Below are 17,479 nucleotides of genomic sequence, written 5' to 3' on the forward strand. Positions count from 1 at the left end.
CAGGAATGCACAATCGATGATGTGAGAAAGGAAGGTGAAAGCAAAGGCCTAGAAAAGGGCATTGCAATAGGCACAGAGAAAGGCAGAGTAGAGGGTAAAGCAGAAGGTAAAGCAGAAGAGAAGCTATCGATAGCGATGGCGCTACTGAAGAGGGGTATGACTCCATCAGAGGTCTGCGCCATCACAGGACTATCAGAAGATGTGATCGAGGGTACTGAGAAATGAAGCACAACACCTCTTAGAGCATGTCCGCAAATTAATTGGAATGCAAAGAATTCGGGCAAAAGTTGTCTGTGAAGTTGTTGGCAGAGGGAGATGGATGCCCCTTTTCAGGGGCATGACAAATGAGGGGAGCGGGAGTGGCAAAGGAAGTGCCGGAATGGTAGAGCAGAGGTGCATGGAGTGGCAGAGGAGGAGTACGGAAGTGACAAAAGGGGAGAATGCCCAGGGCAAGGTGAAGTGCCGGGATTGCAAATCCATTTAAAACATAGTTGATGACAAAGGATGGGAGACTCGGATGTTTGTCTCTAATACCAAATTTCAGATTGAATCAGGCAAATGGATTTGAGGATAAAGCTGCGTAAGCGTGTTGAAATACCTGCGCAGAGCCGAGTTTCACAAAATCCGTTTTGAATCATTTAAAAATGAGAATTGGTATGAGATATCAAAATCCCCGGAGCACAAAGGTTTTACCCAGAAGATTGAGCAAACAGAACTCAAAGTCCAGTAAAATCCATTGAGACGATTCTTTTAACTATTTCGTCTAAGTCTTCCATTGTGCGGCAGTGCATTTTGACCGTCATCTTGTCACGATCTTGAACTATTTCCACATTGATTTTTAGTGCACCACTTAATGTTTTTGCAATCGTTGCAATGTCATCATTTACGGTATCGTCCAAACTTTGAGCAGATCTTACTGTGCTCCTTTCAGAGTTTAGTTTTCTTACTAACCGCTCCGTATCTCGGACTGTCAAGTTGTCTCGAGTAATCATCTCCGCTACTTCTTCTGCCCTTGGAACATTAATTAAACTCTTTGCATGACCTATAGATATTTTGTGCTCGCTTAACAAAGCTTGTATATCCTGTGGTAGCTCCAATAGCCTCAGCATATTAGAAATATAGCTACGGCTTTTGTTAAGCTTCTCAGCTAGCTTCTCATGCGTGTAATGGTACATATCTATCAATTTTTTATACGCCATACTTTCATCAATCGGCGAGAGGTTTCTTCTTTGTATATTTTCAAGTATCGCCACTTCTAATGATTCAAGATCTGTGAATTGTTTAACTATACATGGAATAGTTACCAAACCAGACATTTTGACTGCATGCCAGCGCCTTTCTCCCGCAACGAGTTCATATCTACCATTTGCCAGTTGTCGCACTACCACAGGCTGCAACACACCATAATTTTTGATAGATTCCGCTAGTTCCTTTAGCCTGTCATCTTCAAATCTTTTCCTTGGTTGATTTGGATTTGGAACTATTGCACCTACATCTACTTCTATGATCTGTTGGCCTTGCTGTTCTTGAGCATTGCTGGACATCTTATTACCGCCGATAAGAGCCTCCAAACCTCTTCCTAACTTTTGTGATTTATTCATCCTTACTACCGTATTGGTTATACTTCTCTAGCACTTCTTTCGCAAGCATGATATAGGCAATAGAACCAAGACACTTTGTGTCATACAACAAAGCTGGCAAACCGTGCGAAGGTGCCTCTGACAGTTTTATGTTTCTTGGAATGGTTGTCTGATACACTAGCTCTTTAAACATTCCCCTCACATCATTCTCCACTATGGAGGTCAGGTTATTTCTTCTATCCAACATTGTGAGCAAAATACCTTCTATATGAAGGGTTGGATTTAATTCCTTTTGCACTAAATGAATTGTATGTAGCAGATGTGTAATGCCTTCTAGTGCAAAAAACTCACATTGGAGTGGAATAAGTGCAGAATGTGATGTGACAAGTGCGTTAATAGTCAGCAATCCAAGAGATGGTGGACAATCTATTATTATAAATTCGTAAAGCTTCATGAGCTCTGCTATCTTTTCCTTCAATACGCTTTCTCTCTCTTGAAAAGATGACAGCTCGATCTCCGCTGCAGCAAGATTGATGCTTGATGGAATAATGTCGAGCATACCGAATTGTGTCTGACGAACACTATCTCTTATACGATAAGAGTTTACCAACACTTCATATATGCTAGTTACTCTATCATCATATGAAATACCTAAACCACTACTTGCATTACCTTGAGGATCCAAATCCACTAGAAGTGTCTTTTTGCCGACTGCTGATATTGCAGTTGCAAAGTTGATAGCAGTAGTAGTTTTGCCCACACCTCCTTTTTGGTTAGTGACACAAATAACTTTAGCCTCTCTCATTATTCCCTCTAGGTTGTGATAACTTGATAATGACACCATCATTCCTACAAACGTTCTCATAAACGTCAACATGATAGGATGTCATGATTTCCTTTGTCAGTTCTTTTAATTGTTTACGACTCTTATAAAAGAAAAGAATTGTATCAGATGTTATCATACCGCTAGCTAATTCAATAGTGTTTGAAATATCAGAAAAAGCTCTCGTGACTATGTAATCTGGGTAATAGTTCCGCACGTTTCTCACATCCTCATTTAAAATGCGTACTTTTAGCTTTAACTCTAGTGCTACTGCTTCTAGGAAGATAGCTTTTTTTTCAGACCGTTCTATGAGTGTGACAGGATACCCACACATTGCGAGGACCAGCCCAGGAAACCCATTACCAGCGCCTATATCGGCTATTGTTGCTGCCTTCCTTGGAATGTACCAGTTTAACTGCAAGGAGTCCAATAAGTGACGGCCCATAACCTCTTCTGGATCAGTTCTTCGTGAGATAAGATTGATACCATTATTCCACTTTTGCAAGAGTTCCAAGTATACTTCAAACCTTCTGGAAACCTCAAGATACTCTTGCTCTAACCACTCAAGATTAAACATATTTTTTCTTAAGATATAGTTGTAATGCTACAATCGCAGTAGGGGTGATACCTTGAATTTTCTTGACATCTGCAAGAGAACGCGGGTTGGCTTTTTTCAATTTCTCCTTAACCTCGTGGGATAATGCATTGATCGCATCATAATCAACGTGTGGAGGAAGCTGCATATTGCTTTCAACGGTATACATTTTGATTTCCGCTTCCTGCTTTGTTCTGTACGCATCATACATCGCTTCTATTTTCACCCTTTGCAAGCTTTGAATGTCGTACTGTAATGCTTGGGGATGAAGTTGGTACAGTGTATCCAATGTGACATCTGGATCCCTTAAAAGTCCAAACAGGGTTTTAGCGCTTCCATCACGTTGAGCTTTCCCAATGCTCGTTAATTGACTATAGCTCACTTGTGTACTCATGAGAGTGTTTCTAATACTTGACATCTCCCCTTCCCGCTTGAGATATGCCTGGTATCTAGCAGCGCTAATTAAACCGATGTCATTTCCCTTATTTGTAAGCCTGACGTCGGCATTATCAGGACGCAACAGTATTCTATACTCCGCTCTAGATGTCATCATTCTGTATGGTTCGGCCGTTCCATTGATGGTCAGATCGGAAATCATTACACCTATGTAGGAGTCAGGTCTATTGTGTACGTAACTTTTGTTATCAATGCTTAACACGGCGTTCACACCAGCTATGAGTCCCTGTCCGGCAGCCTCTTCATATCCCGTCGTACCATTAATCTGGCCTGCAAGAAACAAACCTTGGATTCTTTTTGTTTCAAGCGTCTGTTGCAGCTCCCTAGGCTCGATATAATCATACTCTATCGCGTATCCATATTGCAGAATGACAGCTTTTTCCAAGCCTACTATAGAATGTACTATTTGCTCCTGTATTTCTTCTGGAAGCGATGTTGAAATACCATTTGGGTATATTACATCGCTATCTATCCCCTCTGGCTCCAAAAATACTTGATGGTGCAATTTCTCCGCAAATCTTTTTATTTTATCTTCTATCGACGGGCAATATCGGGGTCCTATCCCCTGAATACTCCCTGAGTATAGGGGTGAAAGATGCAAATTATCCCTAATTGTCTTGTGCGTTAGCTCAGTTGTATGCGTTATGTGACAATCAATCTGAGGCGTTGTTATTTTCTCGTTTACATAAGAAAACGGTGTAGGTATCGCATCTCCCGGTTGAGACTCTAGTGCATCCCAATTGATGGAGCTCCTGAGAAGTCTGGGTGGAGTGCCAGTCTTTAGCCTCCCTATTGAGAGACCCAGGCCTCTCAGTTTTTGCGCCAGCAAACTGGAAGAAGGCTCACCTATTCTACCTGCAACGATCTGTTTGTTCCCGATATGTATTAAGCCACCCAGAAACGTACCTGTAGTCAGTACGAGGGACCGGCATAATATTTCCTCATCATTACACACCACGCCTTGAACTTTGTCATTTAGAATGAGTACATCCGTTACAGTGGATTCCAATATGCTTAATTGAGGATAATTCAAAAGCATTTGCTGCATATTGCCTTTGTACAACTTACGATCCGCCTGGGCCCTTGGTCCCCACACTGCAGGCCCTTTACTTGCATTAAGGATCTTAAAGTGTATTCCTGAAGCGTCGATTACCTTGGCCATCACTCCGTCTAACGCATCTATCTCTCTGACTATAATCCCCTTTGCAACGCCACCAATCGAAGGATTACAAGACATCTCACCTATATTAGACAAAGAGTTTGTCACTAGGCACGTATTAGCCCCCAGCCTAGCTGCTGCAGTTGCCGCTTCGCACCCCGCATGCCCTCCTCCTACTACTATCACATCGTAAAATTTGTGATTCACATCAGTATGTTTCACGTGGAACATTATTTACCTATACAGAAATTGCTAAATATTTGGTCCAATACCGTTTCTATATCATAGTTACCTATAATGGAACCTATAGCAGCACTGGCCATTCTAATATCCTCCGCCATCAACTCCAAGCTTTTCTTTTCATCAAACTTATTTAGACACTCTTGGCACGTTTCTAGAGCTTTTCTGTAACGTATTTTAGTGATAATCGGATCGTTCGAGACTGGATATACGTCACGTAGCCTCTGCGACAGCATCTGCAATAAATCTTCTATGCCCGCGCCAGTCTTTGCAGATATCACGATGTACGCAAATTTATTGGACGACTGAATAAGGCTTGCGCCCCATTCTTCAATACGTTGCAACTCTTTTTCGTTCATTACATCGCTCTTATTTAAGATTACGATTGTTTTATTTATGTCAACACGATCCTGTAATATATCAAGTATGTTCCATAAATCATCTAAAGAATCCACCATATAGAGTACAATGTCTGCCTGTTCCAATTTCAACATGGCCCTTCTTATACCTTCACGCTCTATGGTGTCATCAGTAGCTCTTATACCAGGAGTATCTGAGAAAACTACTGCAAAGCCTCCAAGATCAACCTTCACATTAATGATATCTCTTGTTGTACCTGGTATATCAGAAACAATTGCAGAATCAGATAGCGTAATGTTATTCAGAAGAGTTGACTTTCCTACATTTGGTGCGCCTGCTATGACAGCATTAATACCACGCAAGATTATGTCTCCTCTACATGTGCTTTGCAAGTGCCTGTTTATCTCATTTCTGAGAACTTTGATATCTTCGGATGTTGCGATAATCACAGTTGGTGAAATATCATCTTCTGGAAAGTCTATCAACGCTTCAAGCCTTGACAAAATGGTAGTCAGCCTATTTTGCCATTCATGGTACAGGTTATACAAATCACCTTGTAACTGGCGTAGCGCTATGTCTTTTTGTATTGTTGTTTCGGCATCTATGAGCAACGATAACGCTTCTGCTTTTGTTAGATCCAGTTTATTGTTAAAAAAAGCTCTTTTTGAAAATTCACCGGGAGTTGCAGGGTCCAGATAGCTTAGATAGGACATCGAGGACAATATATCGTTGACCACAGCTATACTACCATGGGTATATAACTCTACTACGTCCTCACCGGTAAAGGAGTGGGGAGCCCGAAAATATACCACAATCGCTTCATCTAAAATCGTACGTTTTACTGGATCGAGAAGCTTATGGAAATAAGTGCGATTTGGGGCTATGTCTGCATCAACTCCCAATGCTTGCAATGCTTTTAAAGCGTCTGCTCCTGAAATTCTGATTACAGCTATCGCAGATTTGCCTGGTACTGTCGATAGTGCAAAGATTGTACGATGCATTTTTAATGAATTTAAATTGGTTGCAAGATTCTCACTTGTCTATATCATATTTTCATGATCTTCCAATTCTTAATTTGCTAAGAATATGATACAAATTCACTAACTTTTGAGGCTAGGAACCAAGGTAACCTTCAATGTTACTGAAAAACAGATAAAATGTTGTAGATAAAATTGTTACGATTATGTATAGAATTTAGCTATACCGATTTATGGTGTTTAACAACATTTAGTGTATAATTGATATAAAACCGTTTTGAGGTAAGTATGACTGCAAAGATCCTGCTTGTTGATGACATGATTGTCAACATCAAGATGCTCGCAACACAGCTAGGGTTGCAGTATTATGATGTACATATTGCTAACAACGGTGAGGAAGCTATCAAGCAATCACTTGCAATACAACCCGACATCATTTTGATAGACATCATGATGCCTGGTATTGATGGCATTCAGGCTACTAAGATCATCAAGACCAATCCTGCAACCATGCACATTCCAATTATCGTTTTGACTGCCCAAAATAGCGAAGATGCAAAAATTAGTGCTTTAAATGCAGGGGCAGATGATTTTTTAACAAAGCCACTGAGAGAACACATAGTGTCTGTCAGGCTCAAGTCATTGCTAAGAATCAAATTTATGACGGACGAGTTAAGGCTGCGGGATAGCACGAGCGAACAGTTTGGTACATTCACACCTGCCTGCTTTGAACAATACAGTAATTTAAGTGGGGAAACTGCTGTACTCGTCAATGATGATCTTGGTGAGCGAGAGAAGATAATAAAGCTATTGGAAGGCTATTCGATGAAAGTAGACACTTGTTCATCCTGGTCTGAGCTATCTAACCTGATACAAGATCACAATTACAGCCTTTTTATGGTGAGCACACAAATATCTGATGAAGATGGACTATTAATATGCTCACATATTAAAAATATTGAGAAATTCAGACACACCCCTATTTTAATACTTACGGAGGAGTCCGACGAAGAGACGATCAGTAAGGGGCTTGAAATAGGTGTTACGGACTATGTCTCTAGCCCTGTAGACGTCCATGAGCTGTTGGCAAGAACGAAGACTCAAATTAGAAGAAAAAAATACCAGGATGTGTTGCGCGCCAACTATTTAAACAGCTTGTCTTTGTCTATAATGGATCAAATGACGCATCTGTACAATCGTGGGTACCTTGACGCACACTTACAAAACTTAATGAAAAGATTTCAGGAAGTAGGCAAAATACTATCAATCATCATAATGGATGTTGACCACTTCAAGCAAGTTAACGACACATATGGCCATACCTCTGGAGATGTAGTCATTAAAGAGGTGGCGAAGCGCTTGCCATTTAACATAAGGCCTACGGATCTATGTGCGAGGTATGGAGGGGATGAGTTTGTGATAGTATTTCCAGAAGTGGGCATATTGGATGCAATACACGCTGGTGAACGTATACAAAAAACGATTGCAACTATACCATTTGTATTGGCCAACCTACAGAACATCACATGCACTGTGAGTATAGGGGTAGCTGAGATGACTCCCTCTGATACACCGATTTCACTGTTAGACAGGGCGGATAAGTGCTTATATCAAGCAAAGGCACAGGGTCGTAATCGTCTCGTCGCTGCGAATACACCCCAGGGAGATGTACCAACCACTACAGCCTAGAATATACTCAGTAGCTTGTAACAGTCCACAGACTATAGTTGCTTAGCTCCTGATATGACGGAATTCTGTCGAAAAAGGAGCGGAAATGGCAAAGGAAGATACCGGAATGGCAAAGGAGTGGGTGTCTGGAGTGGTAGAGTGTTCGCAAAGGCAAATGGATGCCAGAATGGCAAAGGAGGAAGCGGGAGCGTATTGAAATACCTGTCCAGAACCGAGCTCCGAAAAGTCCGTTTTGAATCATTTTAAAATGGCAGTATTAATTACCTTCAAAACTTCCTATTTCACATACCATAAAACATACGTTGACAAACAAACGATAGTTACTGATAATCCTGCATCGTATGCATTGTTTTGACAACACAAAGGTATTTCTTATGGTAGATTCTAGGTTCTTTAAGAGAAGTGGTGATTTTACCGTCGACCAACTTGCTAAACAGCTAAAATGCGAGGTAGTGGGAGATGGAAATGCGATCATCAAAGATGTTGCTACACTGTTAGATGCGGGACCGGGAGACATCGCTTTTTTAAACGACTCATTTTTACGTCATAGGAAATACATCGACTTATTTAAAAATACAAAAGCGACAGCTTGCATCATAGATGAAAAGGACATACCAATCGCACCTCCTGGAGTGACATTATTGGTCACTGATCAACCTGCTTTGTTATACACAAAAGTAGCGCTTTTATTATATCCACACGAACGTGGAGCGCCAAAGGTATCCTCTTCAGCAAATATCTCTGAAAAAGCTCAAATTGGTAATGGTTGCGTTATAGAGGATTTTGTTGTGATAAAAGACAACGTCATCATTGGTGATAATGTCTTTATAGGTGCTGGTAGTTATATAGACTCTGGGGTAAAGATCGGTGCAAACACGGTAGTCCATTCGAACGTGGTCTTGTCTTACTGCCTTCTAGGTGACAACTGTATAATCTATCATGGTGCAAAAATAGGTCAGGATGGCTTTGGTTTTGCAATGGGGACCACTGGCAACATGGTAATCAGGCAGCTTGGAAGAGTAGTTCTGGGAAATGGTGTTGAAATCGGTACGAATACATGTATAGACAGAGGTGCGATTGGTGACACTATCATTGGAGATAACACCAAGATAGATAACCTTGTACAACTTGGGCACCAGGTTGAAATAGGCCAAAACTGTTTAATCGCTGGTCAGGTAGGAATCGCAGGCGGAGCGATAATAGGTAACAACGTCATGATAGGTGGGCAAGTTGGAATTGCGGGACATGTATCGATAGGAGACTCCGTAAAGATTGCGGCTAAATCTGGTGTAATGGAAGATGTACCAGCTGGAAGTGTAATTGGTGGAATACCTGCTGTTCCGGTACGTGATTGGCATAAACAAAGCGCGGTATTACGGAAATTAATAAAAGGCAGAAAAAAACAATAAAGTGGTAATGGAACATGCTTGGTTCAGTGAATATCAGTGTAGACACTATTATGGAGTTGATACCTCACAGGTATCCATTTTTACTTATAGATAGGATTATCAGTACATCGGAGGACGCTGGCTTGGTAGCCTTAAAGAATGTCTCGATCAACGAGCATTTTTTTGTTGGACATTTCCCAAAAAAGCCGATCATGCCGGGAGTACTGATAATAGAGGCGATGGCTCAGGCTTCAGCAGCTTTTATTATACTGAGTGGCGGCGTTGATGCAAAAAACAAGATGGTCTACTTTATGTCGATAGATGAGGCCCATTTCAGAAAGCCCGTGATTCCAGGCGACGCACTCTATATTCACGTCCAAAAGATCAAAAATCGTACTAAGGTTTGGAAGATGAGGGGCGAAGCTCGGATTGACGGAACAAGAGTAGCGGATGCCGTATTTACCGCAATGATGATTGATTAGAAGCAAAGTGCAAAGGTAGTCTATGTATAAAAATTGTGCAAACGTCGAACGATAGGAAAATTGGTATGGCTATTCATTCAACTGCGATAATCCACAAAAATGCAGATATTGCTCCGACTGCTGTAATCGGCCCATACTGCATCATCGGCCCACACGTTGTCATTAAAGATAGAGTTACCCTCCAATCTCATGTATGTATAGAAGGTCATACTACCATTGATGAGGGAACAGAGATATTTCCCTTTGCATCCCTAGGCCAAGTACCCCAGGACTTGAAGTATAAGGGGGAAGAGGCATCTGTTTACGTAGGCAAAAACACTGTCATCAGAGAGTACGTTACCATTCATATTGGTACGGCTGGTGGCATTATGAAAACTGTCGTTGGGAATAATTGCTTATTGATGATAGGGGTACATGTTGCTCATGACTGCATGGTAGGCAATAACGTTGTGCTTGCAAATAACGCTACATTAGCTGGTCATGTCACCATAGGTGATTTCGCTATCTTGGGTGGATTGAGTGCTGTACATCAATTTGTAAAAATTGGGCAATATTCAATTATTGGAGGTGGAAGCATCGTCATTGAAGATGTTATCCCTTATGGAAATGTATCTGGGGAGAGGGCCAATTTGACCGGCCTTAACATCGTTGGAATGAAGAGAAGGGGTCTAGAGCGTCAGGTCATTCGTGAGCTACAAAGTTCATTTGACATGATCTTTTTGGAGCACGAGGAGGACACTACATTTGAGAAGAAAGTGGAAAATGTTGCGGCGATGTATAAAGAGAATGACAGGGTGATGGAAATGGTAGAGTTTCTCAAAAGTGACCATGCTAGGCCAATTTGTATGCCAAAAGTTCTCAAAAATAGGTAGTATAACGGATATTATGACAACAAAGATAAAAAAACTTGGAATCATTGCTGGCTCCGATCATCTGCCAAGACACATAGTTGATGCCTGCGTTGCAAAGGGCATAGATTTTGTGCTTATTGGGTTAGCTGAGCAAACTACTCATGAATTGTTTACGGACATAGAGTATGAAACGTTTCCTCTACACGCTATTAGTAGAATTATAAAAAAGCTAAAATCTGAGGAAGTGTCTCATCTAATCTTTGTTGGTAAGGTAAAGAGAACAAGCATATCAAAGTTATTGCTAGATCTTAAAGGAGCCAAACTTTTTGGAAGAATTATCAAAAGCGGTATGAACGATAATGGTATATTGTCAGCAGTACTGGGATTTTTTGAAGCGGAAGGATTTAAGATAGTACCCGTCTGGGAGATAGCTTCCAATATAATGGTCAAATGCGGTAGTATTACAAATGTCGGTCCAACGGAAGAGATGTGGAACGACATCGAGCGTGGCCTCAAAGTCTTGAAGGGCATCGCACAGTACGACATAGGCCAAGCGTTAGCGATACAGAGCGGCCTTGTACTTGGGGTAGAAGCTGCCGAAGGAACGGATGAATTGATTAAAAGGTGTGGTGAGATTCAACAAAAGAATGAGCACGGGGCGATATTAATCAAGATCTCAAAACCAGAGCAGGACTTAAGAGTTGATTTACCCTCGATAGGATTGAAGACCATAAGACAATTACACCACTATAAATTCAGCGGAATTGCAGTTGAGGCCGAGAGGTCCCTTATTCTAAATCAATCAGAAGTTGTGGAAGAAGCAAATAAATTGGGTATTTTTGTTCACGGCATTAGCGTATGTAGTAGCCGTTAGTTATGAAAACAGGTATATTGGCATCATGATAACTAACTGCTTGATAACACAAACGTTTGCCGTTTATTACAAAATACATGAATACTGATATTAAGTGTGTCGATATGGGTATAGTGATAGCAATTGATGGGGATGCAGCTTCCGGTAAGGGTCTATTATCTCAGGCCCTAGCGAACCGCCTAGGTTTTGACTACTTAGACACTGGAAAGCTTTACAGACGTCTCGCTCACTATTTATTGCAACATGGTTTGAATCACAACGATACCGACATGGTTGTCAGTGTTCTACCATTAGTGAACTTTAGTTGTCACCTCCAAGAGGAGGAGCTACAAAGCGCTAGTGTTGCATCTGTAGCATCTTTGGTGGCGACATATCCTCTTGTTAGGGATTTTTTAAATCGTATACAAATAGAGTTCCCATTAAACAAGAAAGGTGCGGTTCTTGATGGTAGGGATATAGGTACAGTTGTTATTCCAAATGCAGATGTCAAATTCTTCATCACGGCAAATATAGAAGTTCGAGCGGAGAGAAGATTTAAACAGTTGCAAAGAATGGGAAAGGATATTATATTCAGTGAAGTCTTAGAGAATTTGATAGAGCGTGATAATCGCGACAAAAACCGAAGTGTTGCACCTGCGTTGCCTGCCGACGACGCGATTGTTGTAGACACTTCGTCGATGACTGCGGAACAGGTTTTGGATTATGCTCTTAAGTCTGTCTACAAGATTTTAACCAATAAAAACTTAACATAACAAGATACTCACCGCTGTTTTATGAACAATATGGACAATATTAACACAAACAACACACAACAGAACTCCGACAACACAGAAAGTTTCGCTGAGTTATTTAGCCAGTCTATCCAAAACGTCAGCAAGGAGGGTACTGTTGTTAGTGGTCAAATCATAAGCATTGATAGGGATGCTGTTTTAGTAGACGTAGGACTAAAGAGTGAAGGTAGAATTCCACTAAAGGAGTTTATGATCAACAACGAGCTACCAAAGCTTGAAGTTGGGGAGTACGTAGATATATACATAGAAAGGTTTGAAGGCAAAAGCGGTAGAACCATTCTCAGTAGGGAGAAAGCACTGCGCGAAGAAGCGTGGTCGAGATTTGAGGATTTACATAAGCAAAACATTAGCGTTGAGGGTAGGGTCATTGGCAGAGTGAAGGGCGGTTTTGCTGTAGACATAGGTGGTTTGATCGCATTCTTACCGGGCAGCCAGGTGGATATCAGACCTGTTAAGGACATTGCTGTGATTATGAATATCTATCAGCCATTTAAGATACTGAAAATGGACAGGGAACAAGGCAACGTCGTAGTCTCTAGAAGAGTAATCCTAGAGGAGTCCCGTATGGAGGCCAGAGACGAGTTGCTTTCTGGTATTGTGGAAGGAGCAATACTGGAAGGTACAGTAAAGAACATCACGGATTATGGTGCGTTTCTTGACCTTGGAGCTCATGATGGCTTGTTGCATATCACTGATATCTCTTGGAATAAGATTGCTCATCCTTCTGAAATACTCCACCTTGGACAGCGTCTCAAGGTGATGGTCATCAAGTACAACGTGGAAACCAAGCGGATATCGTTGGGATTGAAGCAGTTGGAGAAAAACCCATGGGAAAGCTTGAGCGATGTTTACAAGGTTGGTACGAGGTTTAAGGGTACGATATCAAGCATAGCCGATTACGGTGCTTTTGTTGAGGTTGCGCCTAATATAGAAGGGCTTGTGTATCATACCGAGATTAGCTGGAATGCTAAAAACGTTCATCCTAAGAAGCTTTTGAAACCAGGGGATGAGGTTGAGGTAATGGTTCTCGAAATAGACATTGAGAAACACAGAATAGGCCTTAGTATGAAGCGTTGCAAGGATAATCCGTGGCAGAAGTTTTCGGAGGAGCACCCTATTGGTTCCGTTGTGACTGGTGTTGTAAAGAACATAGCAGACTTTGGAGTCTTTGTCGTATTGAACGAGAATGATCCAGAGCGTTCAATAGATGCACTGATTCCTGCTGTTGAAATTAGCTGGGACGAGAACGCAGGGGAGAAATTTGGTGGATATAAAAAGGGTGATGTCGTAACTGGTGTAGTTTTGACCACAGACATAGATAGAGAGAGGGTAACCATAGGTCTTAAACAGCTCACTGATAATCATGCCGAAGGTGCGATGAGCAAGTTGGAGATGGGAAGCATACTGACATGCACTGTATCTGCTATTAAGACGGACGGTATTGACGTTGAGTTATCTGGTGGTGCCAAATCTTTTATCAAAAAGTCTGAACTTTCAAAGCACAGGGCTGAGCAAAAGCCTGAAAGATTTGCGGTTGGAGACAGAGTAGACGTAATGGTCACCAGCTCGGACAAAAAAACTCACAAGTGCACCTTATCCATCAAGGCATTGGAGGTTGACCAGGAAAAGAGAGCGATTGCCGAATATGGCTCTACTGACAGCGGTGCAAGCTTAGGGGAAATACTCGGAGCTGCATTTAATCAGGCGAATAATTCTAATCAGTCAAAAGAGTAGTAAAAAAAAGGGGGTTTTTATGAAATTAAAATCAAAAGTGGGTGTTATATGTCTATAACACCTGATCAAATTTTGGACAGATATAAACTGAAGTCGCAGTTGTCTAGGTGGAGGTTCCTGTCTCTTGTATTTCTTGGTATTGCCTTGGCCTTGATGTTTAGGGACTACAAGCCTGCAAACTCTGGCGTATACAATCGGGACTATATAGCTAGAATTAACATAGAGGGTTTTATTTTTGACAACCCTCAGAATCGGCAATTACTAAGCGACATAGAAACTAACGACAACATTAAAGCCGTCATTGTACACGTAGACAGTGGTGGCGGTAGTGTAGTAGGTGGAGAATCTCTTTATCGAGCATTAAGAAAGGTCGCAGAACGTAAGCCTGTAGCAATTATGATGCACACCATGGCTACTTCAGCTGCATATATGGTGGCTCTTGGTGGGGATTACATAGTTGCGTATGAGGGAACGTTGACTGGGTCTATAGGTGTGATTGCACAGACTTTTGAGATAACGGAGTTAGCCAAAAATATTGGCATCACATTGAACACCCTCAAGACTGCACCTTACAAAGCATCGCCCAATGAATTTGAACAGATGACTCCCCAAGTGCATGCCTATCTTGACGCATTGTTGAAAGAATTGCAGCGTATGTTTCTTGGTATGGTTCAAGAAAGGAGAAAGCTATCTGATGCGGAGTTGAGCGAAATTGGCGAAGGCAAGGTATACACTGGAAGTCAAGCTCTTAAGTTGGGACTAATAGATGCAATAGGTGACGAAGAGACAGCAAAACAATGGTTGATCGATGAGAAGCAGATTGGTAAGGATTTGAAAATCCATGATGTTGTTGCACCGAAACCGCTGGGAGATTTGTTACAAAAATACCTAGATTCCATTAGCGATCTACTGTTGGTTGTATCAAACGGAACTGGAGTTTTATCCAAGTTCTAGGGGAGTTGGCTGATGGGACTTTTATGAATTGCGAGCTGAATGGCGAACCAAACAGTGCTTCTTTTTACCAACGGAAATTTTCAGACCACTTACATTAAAATCATTGTTACATATCAATAAGCACTCGTCTGTGATGAGCTGATCATTGACTCTAACACCTTTACCTTGGATCAATTTCTTGCTCATACTTCCAGACTCTGTCAGTCCTATTTTATGTAGCAATTTAAATATCGGCATACCTTCCCCTATTTCTTCTTGGGTTATAAAGTATGTTGGAATTCCATCTACTGCTAAACGATCTACAAATACTCCTTGTGCGGCTTTCAATGCAGCTTCCATTGCTTCTTGTCCATGGCACAGCCTTGTTGCCTCATTTGCCAGGATGATCTTGGCTTCGTTAATTTCCTTGTCTTTTAATTGGGCAAGCTTATCTATTTCAGATATTGGCAATTCTGTAAACATTTTTAAGAACCGTACTACATCAGCATCATCTGTGTTTCGCCAAAACTGCCAATAATCATAAACTGACAATGCGTTTTGGTTCAACCACACCGCACCATTTGCAGTTTTCCCCATCTTTGCACCACTTGAGGTCGTAATCAGATGGGATGTAATCCCGTACAATTGTGGTGTTCCAACTCTTCTCCCTAGGTCAACACCCGTCACAATATTGCCCCACTGATCAGACCCCCCCAGCTGTAATCTGCAACCGTATCTTCTATACAGCTCCACAAAGTCATATGCTTGCAACACCATGTAGTTAAATTCCAGAAAGCTTAACTGCTGTTGACGCTCAAGCCTTAACTTCACACTATCCATGCTTAGCATCTTATTTATGGAGAAGAATTTGCCATACTCCTTCAGGTAGTCTATGTACCGTAGCTCTTCCAACCAATCGCTGTTATCTACCATGACTGCCTTTGCAGTGTCGCCACAATCAAATTGGATAAAGGCTTTAAATACTTCCAGAATTGATGCTTTATTTTTTGCTATTTCTTGTTCAGAAAGTATAGCTCTTGCCTCATCCTTTCCAGATGGGTCGCCTATTCTTGTCGTGGCGCTACCAAGGAGCACAATAGGCTTATAGCCGTATTGTTGTAGTGTTCTAAGCAACATGATTTGAATTAGACTACCTACGTGAAGCGATGGAGCAGTACAATCAAATCCTATATAGCCGGAAATGGGCTCTTGTTGCATTAGCTTCGTAAGGTTTTCAATATCAGTACATTGGTACAGATAACCCCGAGTTTGAATGTGGTGAAGAAAGTCTGACTCTGTAACGTTACTCATATCTCAATACCTCTGCAGGGGTCAATTTTGATGCCTTCCACGCTGGGTATATTGTAGCCAATATGGAAAGTGTGATGGACATACCTACAACCTGTATGATGGAGGTAACGTCCATTACTGATGGTAACTGTGTTAAAAAGTATATCAATGGGTCAAAGAGCGTGACACCCAATAAGGACTCCAGAAACGCTCTAACCTTTTCAATGTACAAACTAAACACAATACCTAAAGCAGCTCCAAACGTCGTACCAATAATGCCAACGATAGAGCCGGATAGTATGAATATTTTAATAACTGATCGTCTTTCTAGACCTATTGTTCTTAAAATCGCAATGTTTTTGGCTTTTTCTTTGACTAACATGATCAAACTTGAAATTATATTGAACGCGGCTACTAGAATAATTAACGTGAGTATTAAAAACATCACACTACGCTCCACTTTCAGGACAGAAATGATACTTTGATTACTTAAAGTCCAATCGATGACCTGGAGGTCGGTAGGCAGCTGATGTACAAGTTGTGTTTTAATTTGATAGATATCCACATCTTTTTTAAGCACCACCTCTATGTCGCTGACTGCTTCACCATAGTTGAAGAGTAGTTGAGCTGGTTGTATCGGAATAAAAACAGTTGTAGCATTGTACTCGTACATTCCTACGTCAAATATACCAACTACTTTAAATGTTTTTATTCTTGGGATAGAGCCAATCATAGTTGAGTCGAACCGTGGTACAATGATTTTAACACTATCTCCAACCTTTAACCTCAGTTTGTGAGCAAGTGTTATTCCCACCAAGACTCCATTATCTCCATAATCATCAAGGCTACCAATTTTAATTGATGATTGAAGAAGTGGTTTATCCAGTATATCAGCTGCGGCCATGGCTCTAACAGCTATACCGGATGAACCGTAGTTGGTCGTCATCATACCTTGTTCGGATATCATTGGCGCAACAAATGCCACTCCCTTGATGCCTTTGATCGCTGTTATGGTATCTGGATAGTCTCTGATCTTGTCACTTGAAGATACGACGGTAATGTGGCCATTAATTCCCAGTATTCTTTGTATCAACTCAACCTCATAACCGTTCATAACAGACATCACTATTATGAGAGTTGCAACACCCAGAGCTATACCAACAAAGCTAAAGGCACTTACAACGGATATGAAACCTTCCTGACGTTTACTTTTCAGGTAACGTAACGCTATCATGATTTCATATTTTCTGAACATAC

16 protein-coding genes and 1 pseudogene are annotated in these 17,479 nt (G+C 41.3%); 10 read left to right on the forward strand and 7 right to left on the reverse strand.

Features of this window, described 5'->3' with window-relative positions; all coding sequences use genetic code 11:
- Both EDM53_RS06160 and EDM53_RS06165 read left to right on the forward strand, forming a co-directional pair.
- Positions 1–225, forward strand: a pseudogene (locus tag EDM53_RS06160) (hypothetical protein); the annotation flags it as partial.
- 94 nt (positions 226–319) lie between these two features.
- Positions 320–484 carry a hypothetical protein gene (locus EDM53_RS06165; protein WP_207215456.1) on the forward strand — a complete coding sequence of 55 codons (165 nt, stop codon included), beginning with the start codon at positions 320–322 and terminating at the stop codon, positions 482–484.
- Positions 485–716: 232 nt separating this feature from the next.
- On the opposite strand, the gene EDM53_RS02995 is transcribed toward EDM53_RS06165, so the two are convergent.
- The 5 genes from EDM53_RS02995 to mnmE are packed head-to-tail and all read right to left on the reverse strand — an operon-like array spanning position 717 to position 6,214.
- Positions 717–1,601, reverse strand: a complete 885-nt coding sequence (locus tag EDM53_RS02995) for a ParB/RepB/Spo0J family partition protein (protein ID WP_130122207.1) — start codon at positions 1,599–1,601, stop codon at positions 717–719.
- Positions 1,594–2,385: a ParA family protein gene (locus EDM53_RS03000; RefSeq protein WP_130122208.1), complete on the reverse strand. Its 792-nt coding sequence runs from the start codon at positions 2,383–2,385 to the stop codon at positions 1,594–1,596. Before EDM53_RS03000 ends, EDM53_RS02995 begins: the two co-directional genes overlap by 8 nt.
- Positions 2,372–2,980, reverse strand: a complete 609-nt coding sequence (rsmG, locus tag EDM53_RS03005) for a 16S rRNA (guanine(527)-N(7))-methyltransferase RsmG (protein ID WP_130122209.1) — start codon at positions 2,978–2,980, stop codon at positions 2,372–2,374. Before rsmG ends, EDM53_RS03000 begins: the two co-directional genes overlap by 14 nt.
- Positions 2,973–4,844 carry a tRNA uridine-5-carboxymethylaminomethyl(34) synthesis enzyme MnmG gene (gene mnmG, locus EDM53_RS03010; RefSeq protein WP_130122210.1) on the reverse strand — a complete coding sequence of 624 codons (1,872 nt, stop codon included), beginning with the start codon at positions 4,842–4,844 and terminating at the stop codon, positions 2,973–2,975. Before mnmG ends, rsmG begins: the two co-directional genes overlap by 8 nt.
- Positions 4,844–6,214, reverse strand: coding sequence for a tRNA uridine-5-carboxymethylaminomethyl(34) synthesis GTPase MnmE (mnmE, locus tag EDM53_RS03015; RefSeq protein WP_130122211.1), 1,371 nt, complete (start codon positions 6,212–6,214; stop codon positions 4,844–4,846). Before mnmE ends, mnmG begins: the two co-directional genes overlap by 1 nt.
- Before the next feature lie 264 nt (positions 6,215–6,478).
- Between mnmE and EDM53_RS03020 the strand changes: the two genes are divergently transcribed.
- The 8 genes from EDM53_RS03020 (at position 6,479) to sppA (ending at position 14,953) form a co-directional block, all read left to right on the forward strand.
- The gene (locus tag EDM53_RS03020) at positions 6,479–7,879 is read left to right on the forward strand and encodes a PleD family two-component system response regulator (RefSeq protein WP_130122212.1); all 1,401 of its coding nucleotides are present in this window, start codon (positions 6,479–6,481) and stop codon (positions 7,877–7,879) included.
- Positions 7,880–8,253: 374 nt separating this feature from the next.
- Complete coding sequence (lpxD, locus tag EDM53_RS03025) at positions 8,254–9,288, forward strand: UDP-3-O-(3-hydroxymyristoyl)glucosamine N-acyltransferase (protein WP_165379595.1); 1,035 nt, start codon at positions 8,254–8,256, stop codon at positions 9,286–9,288.
- A gap of 14 nt (positions 9,289–9,302) precedes the next feature.
- Positions 9,303–9,749: a 3-hydroxyacyl-ACP dehydratase FabZ gene (gene fabZ / locus EDM53_RS03030; protein WP_130122214.1), complete on the forward strand. Its 447-nt coding sequence runs from the start codon at positions 9,303–9,305 to the stop codon at positions 9,747–9,749.
- 65 nt (positions 9,750–9,814) lie between these two features.
- Positions 9,815–10,621: an acyl-ACP--UDP-N-acetylglucosamine O-acyltransferase gene (gene lpxA / locus EDM53_RS03035; protein ID WP_130122257.1), complete on the forward strand. Its 807-nt coding sequence runs from the start codon at positions 9,815–9,817 to the stop codon at positions 10,619–10,621.
- Between the two features lie 13 nt (positions 10,622–10,634).
- Positions 10,635–11,474 (forward strand): LpxI family protein, encoded by an 840-nt coding sequence (locus EDM53_RS03040; protein ID WP_165379596.1) that lies wholly within the window; start codon positions 10,635–10,637, stop codon positions 11,472–11,474.
- A gap of 77 nt (positions 11,475–11,551) precedes the next feature.
- Complete coding sequence (cmk, locus tag EDM53_RS03045) at positions 11,552–12,226, forward strand: (d)CMP kinase (protein ID WP_207215458.1); 675 nt, start codon at positions 11,552–11,554, stop codon at positions 12,224–12,226.
- 30 nt (positions 12,227–12,256) lie between these two features.
- Entirely contained in the window at positions 12,257–13,999 is a 1,743-nt protein-coding gene (locus EDM53_RS03050) for a 30S ribosomal protein S1 (RefSeq protein ID WP_130122216.1), read from the forward strand.
- A 48-nt stretch (positions 14,000–14,047) separates the two neighbouring features.
- Positions 14,048–14,953, forward strand: coding sequence for a signal peptide peptidase SppA (gene sppA, locus EDM53_RS03055; protein ID WP_130122217.1), 906 nt, complete (start codon positions 14,048–14,050; stop codon positions 14,951–14,953).
- 21 nt (positions 14,954–14,974) lie between these two features.
- On the opposite strand, the gene tyrS is transcribed toward sppA, so the two are convergent.
- Both tyrS and EDM53_RS03065 read right to left on the reverse strand, forming a co-directional pair.
- Entirely contained in the window at positions 14,975–16,243 is a 1,269-nt protein-coding gene (gene tyrS, locus EDM53_RS03060) for a tyrosine--tRNA ligase (RefSeq protein ID WP_130122218.1), read from the reverse strand.
- Positions 16,236–17,477: a lipoprotein-releasing ABC transporter permease subunit gene (locus EDM53_RS03065; protein WP_130122219.1), complete on the reverse strand. Its 1,242-nt coding sequence runs from the start codon at positions 17,475–17,477 to the stop codon at positions 16,236–16,238. Before EDM53_RS03065 ends, tyrS begins: the two co-directional genes overlap by 8 nt.
- Between the last annotated feature and the right edge of the window lie 2 nt (positions 17,478–17,479).

The organism is Rickettsiales endosymbiont of Peranema trichophorum (assembly GCF_004210275.1).
Lineage (GTDB): Bacteria > Pseudomonadota > Alphaproteobacteria > Rickettsiales > Midichloriaceae > RICK02.

Coding starts and splice junctions, on each gene's coding strand:
- fabZ (WP_130122214.1), top strand. CDS start 9,303: ATGCTTGGTTCAGTGAATATCAGTGTAGACACTATTATGGAGTTGATA.
- EDM53_RS03050 (WP_130122216.1), top strand. CDS start 12,257: ATGGACAATATTAACACAAACAACACACAACAGAACTCCGACAACACA.
- sppA (WP_130122217.1), top strand. CDS start 14,048: ATGTCTATAACACCTGATCAAATTTTGGACAGATATAAACTGAAGTCG.
- EDM53_RS03020 (WP_130122212.1), top strand. CDS start 6,479: ATGACTGCAAAGATCCTGCTTGTTGATGACATGATTGTCAACATCAAG.
- mnmE (WP_130122211.1), bottom strand. CDS start 6,214: ATGCATCGTACAATCTTTGCACTATCGACAGTACCAGGCAAATCTGCG.
- mnmG (WP_130122210.1), bottom strand. CDS start 4,844: ATGTTCCACGTGAAACATACTGATGTGAATCACAAATTTTACGATGTG.
- EDM53_RS03040 (WP_165379596.1), top strand. CDS start 10,635: ATGACAACAAAGATAAAAAAACTTGGAATCATTGCTGGCTCCGATCAT.
- EDM53_RS03065 (WP_130122219.1), bottom strand. CDS start 17,477: ATGTTCAGAAAATATGAAATCATGATAGCGTTACGTTACCTGAAAAGT.
- EDM53_RS03000 (WP_130122208.1), bottom strand. CDS start 2,385: ATGAGAGAGGCTAAAGTTATTTGTGTCACTAACCAAAAAGGAGGTGTG.
- lpxA (WP_130122257.1), top strand. CDS start 9,815: ATGGCTATTCATTCAACTGCGATAATCCACAAAAATGCAGATATTGCT.
- lpxD (WP_165379595.1), top strand. CDS start 8,254: ATGGTAGATTCTAGGTTCTTTAAGAGAAGTGGTGATTTTACCGTCGAC.
- EDM53_RS06165 (WP_207215456.1), top strand. CDS start 320: ATGCCCCTTTTCAGGGGCATGACAAATGAGGGGAGCGGGAGTGGCAAA.
- tyrS (WP_130122218.1), bottom strand. CDS start 16,243: ATGAGTAACGTTACAGAGTCAGACTTTCTTCACCACATTCAAACTCGG.
- EDM53_RS02995 (WP_130122207.1), bottom strand. CDS start 1,601: ATGAATAAATCACAAAAGTTAGGAAGAGGTTTGGAGGCTCTTATCGGC.
- rsmG (WP_130122209.1), bottom strand. CDS start 2,980: ATGTTTAATCTTGAGTGGTTAGAGCAAGAGTATCTTGAGGTTTCCAGA.
- cmk (WP_207215458.1), top strand. CDS start 11,552: ATGAATACTGATATTAAGTGTGTCGATATGGGTATAGTGATAGCAATT.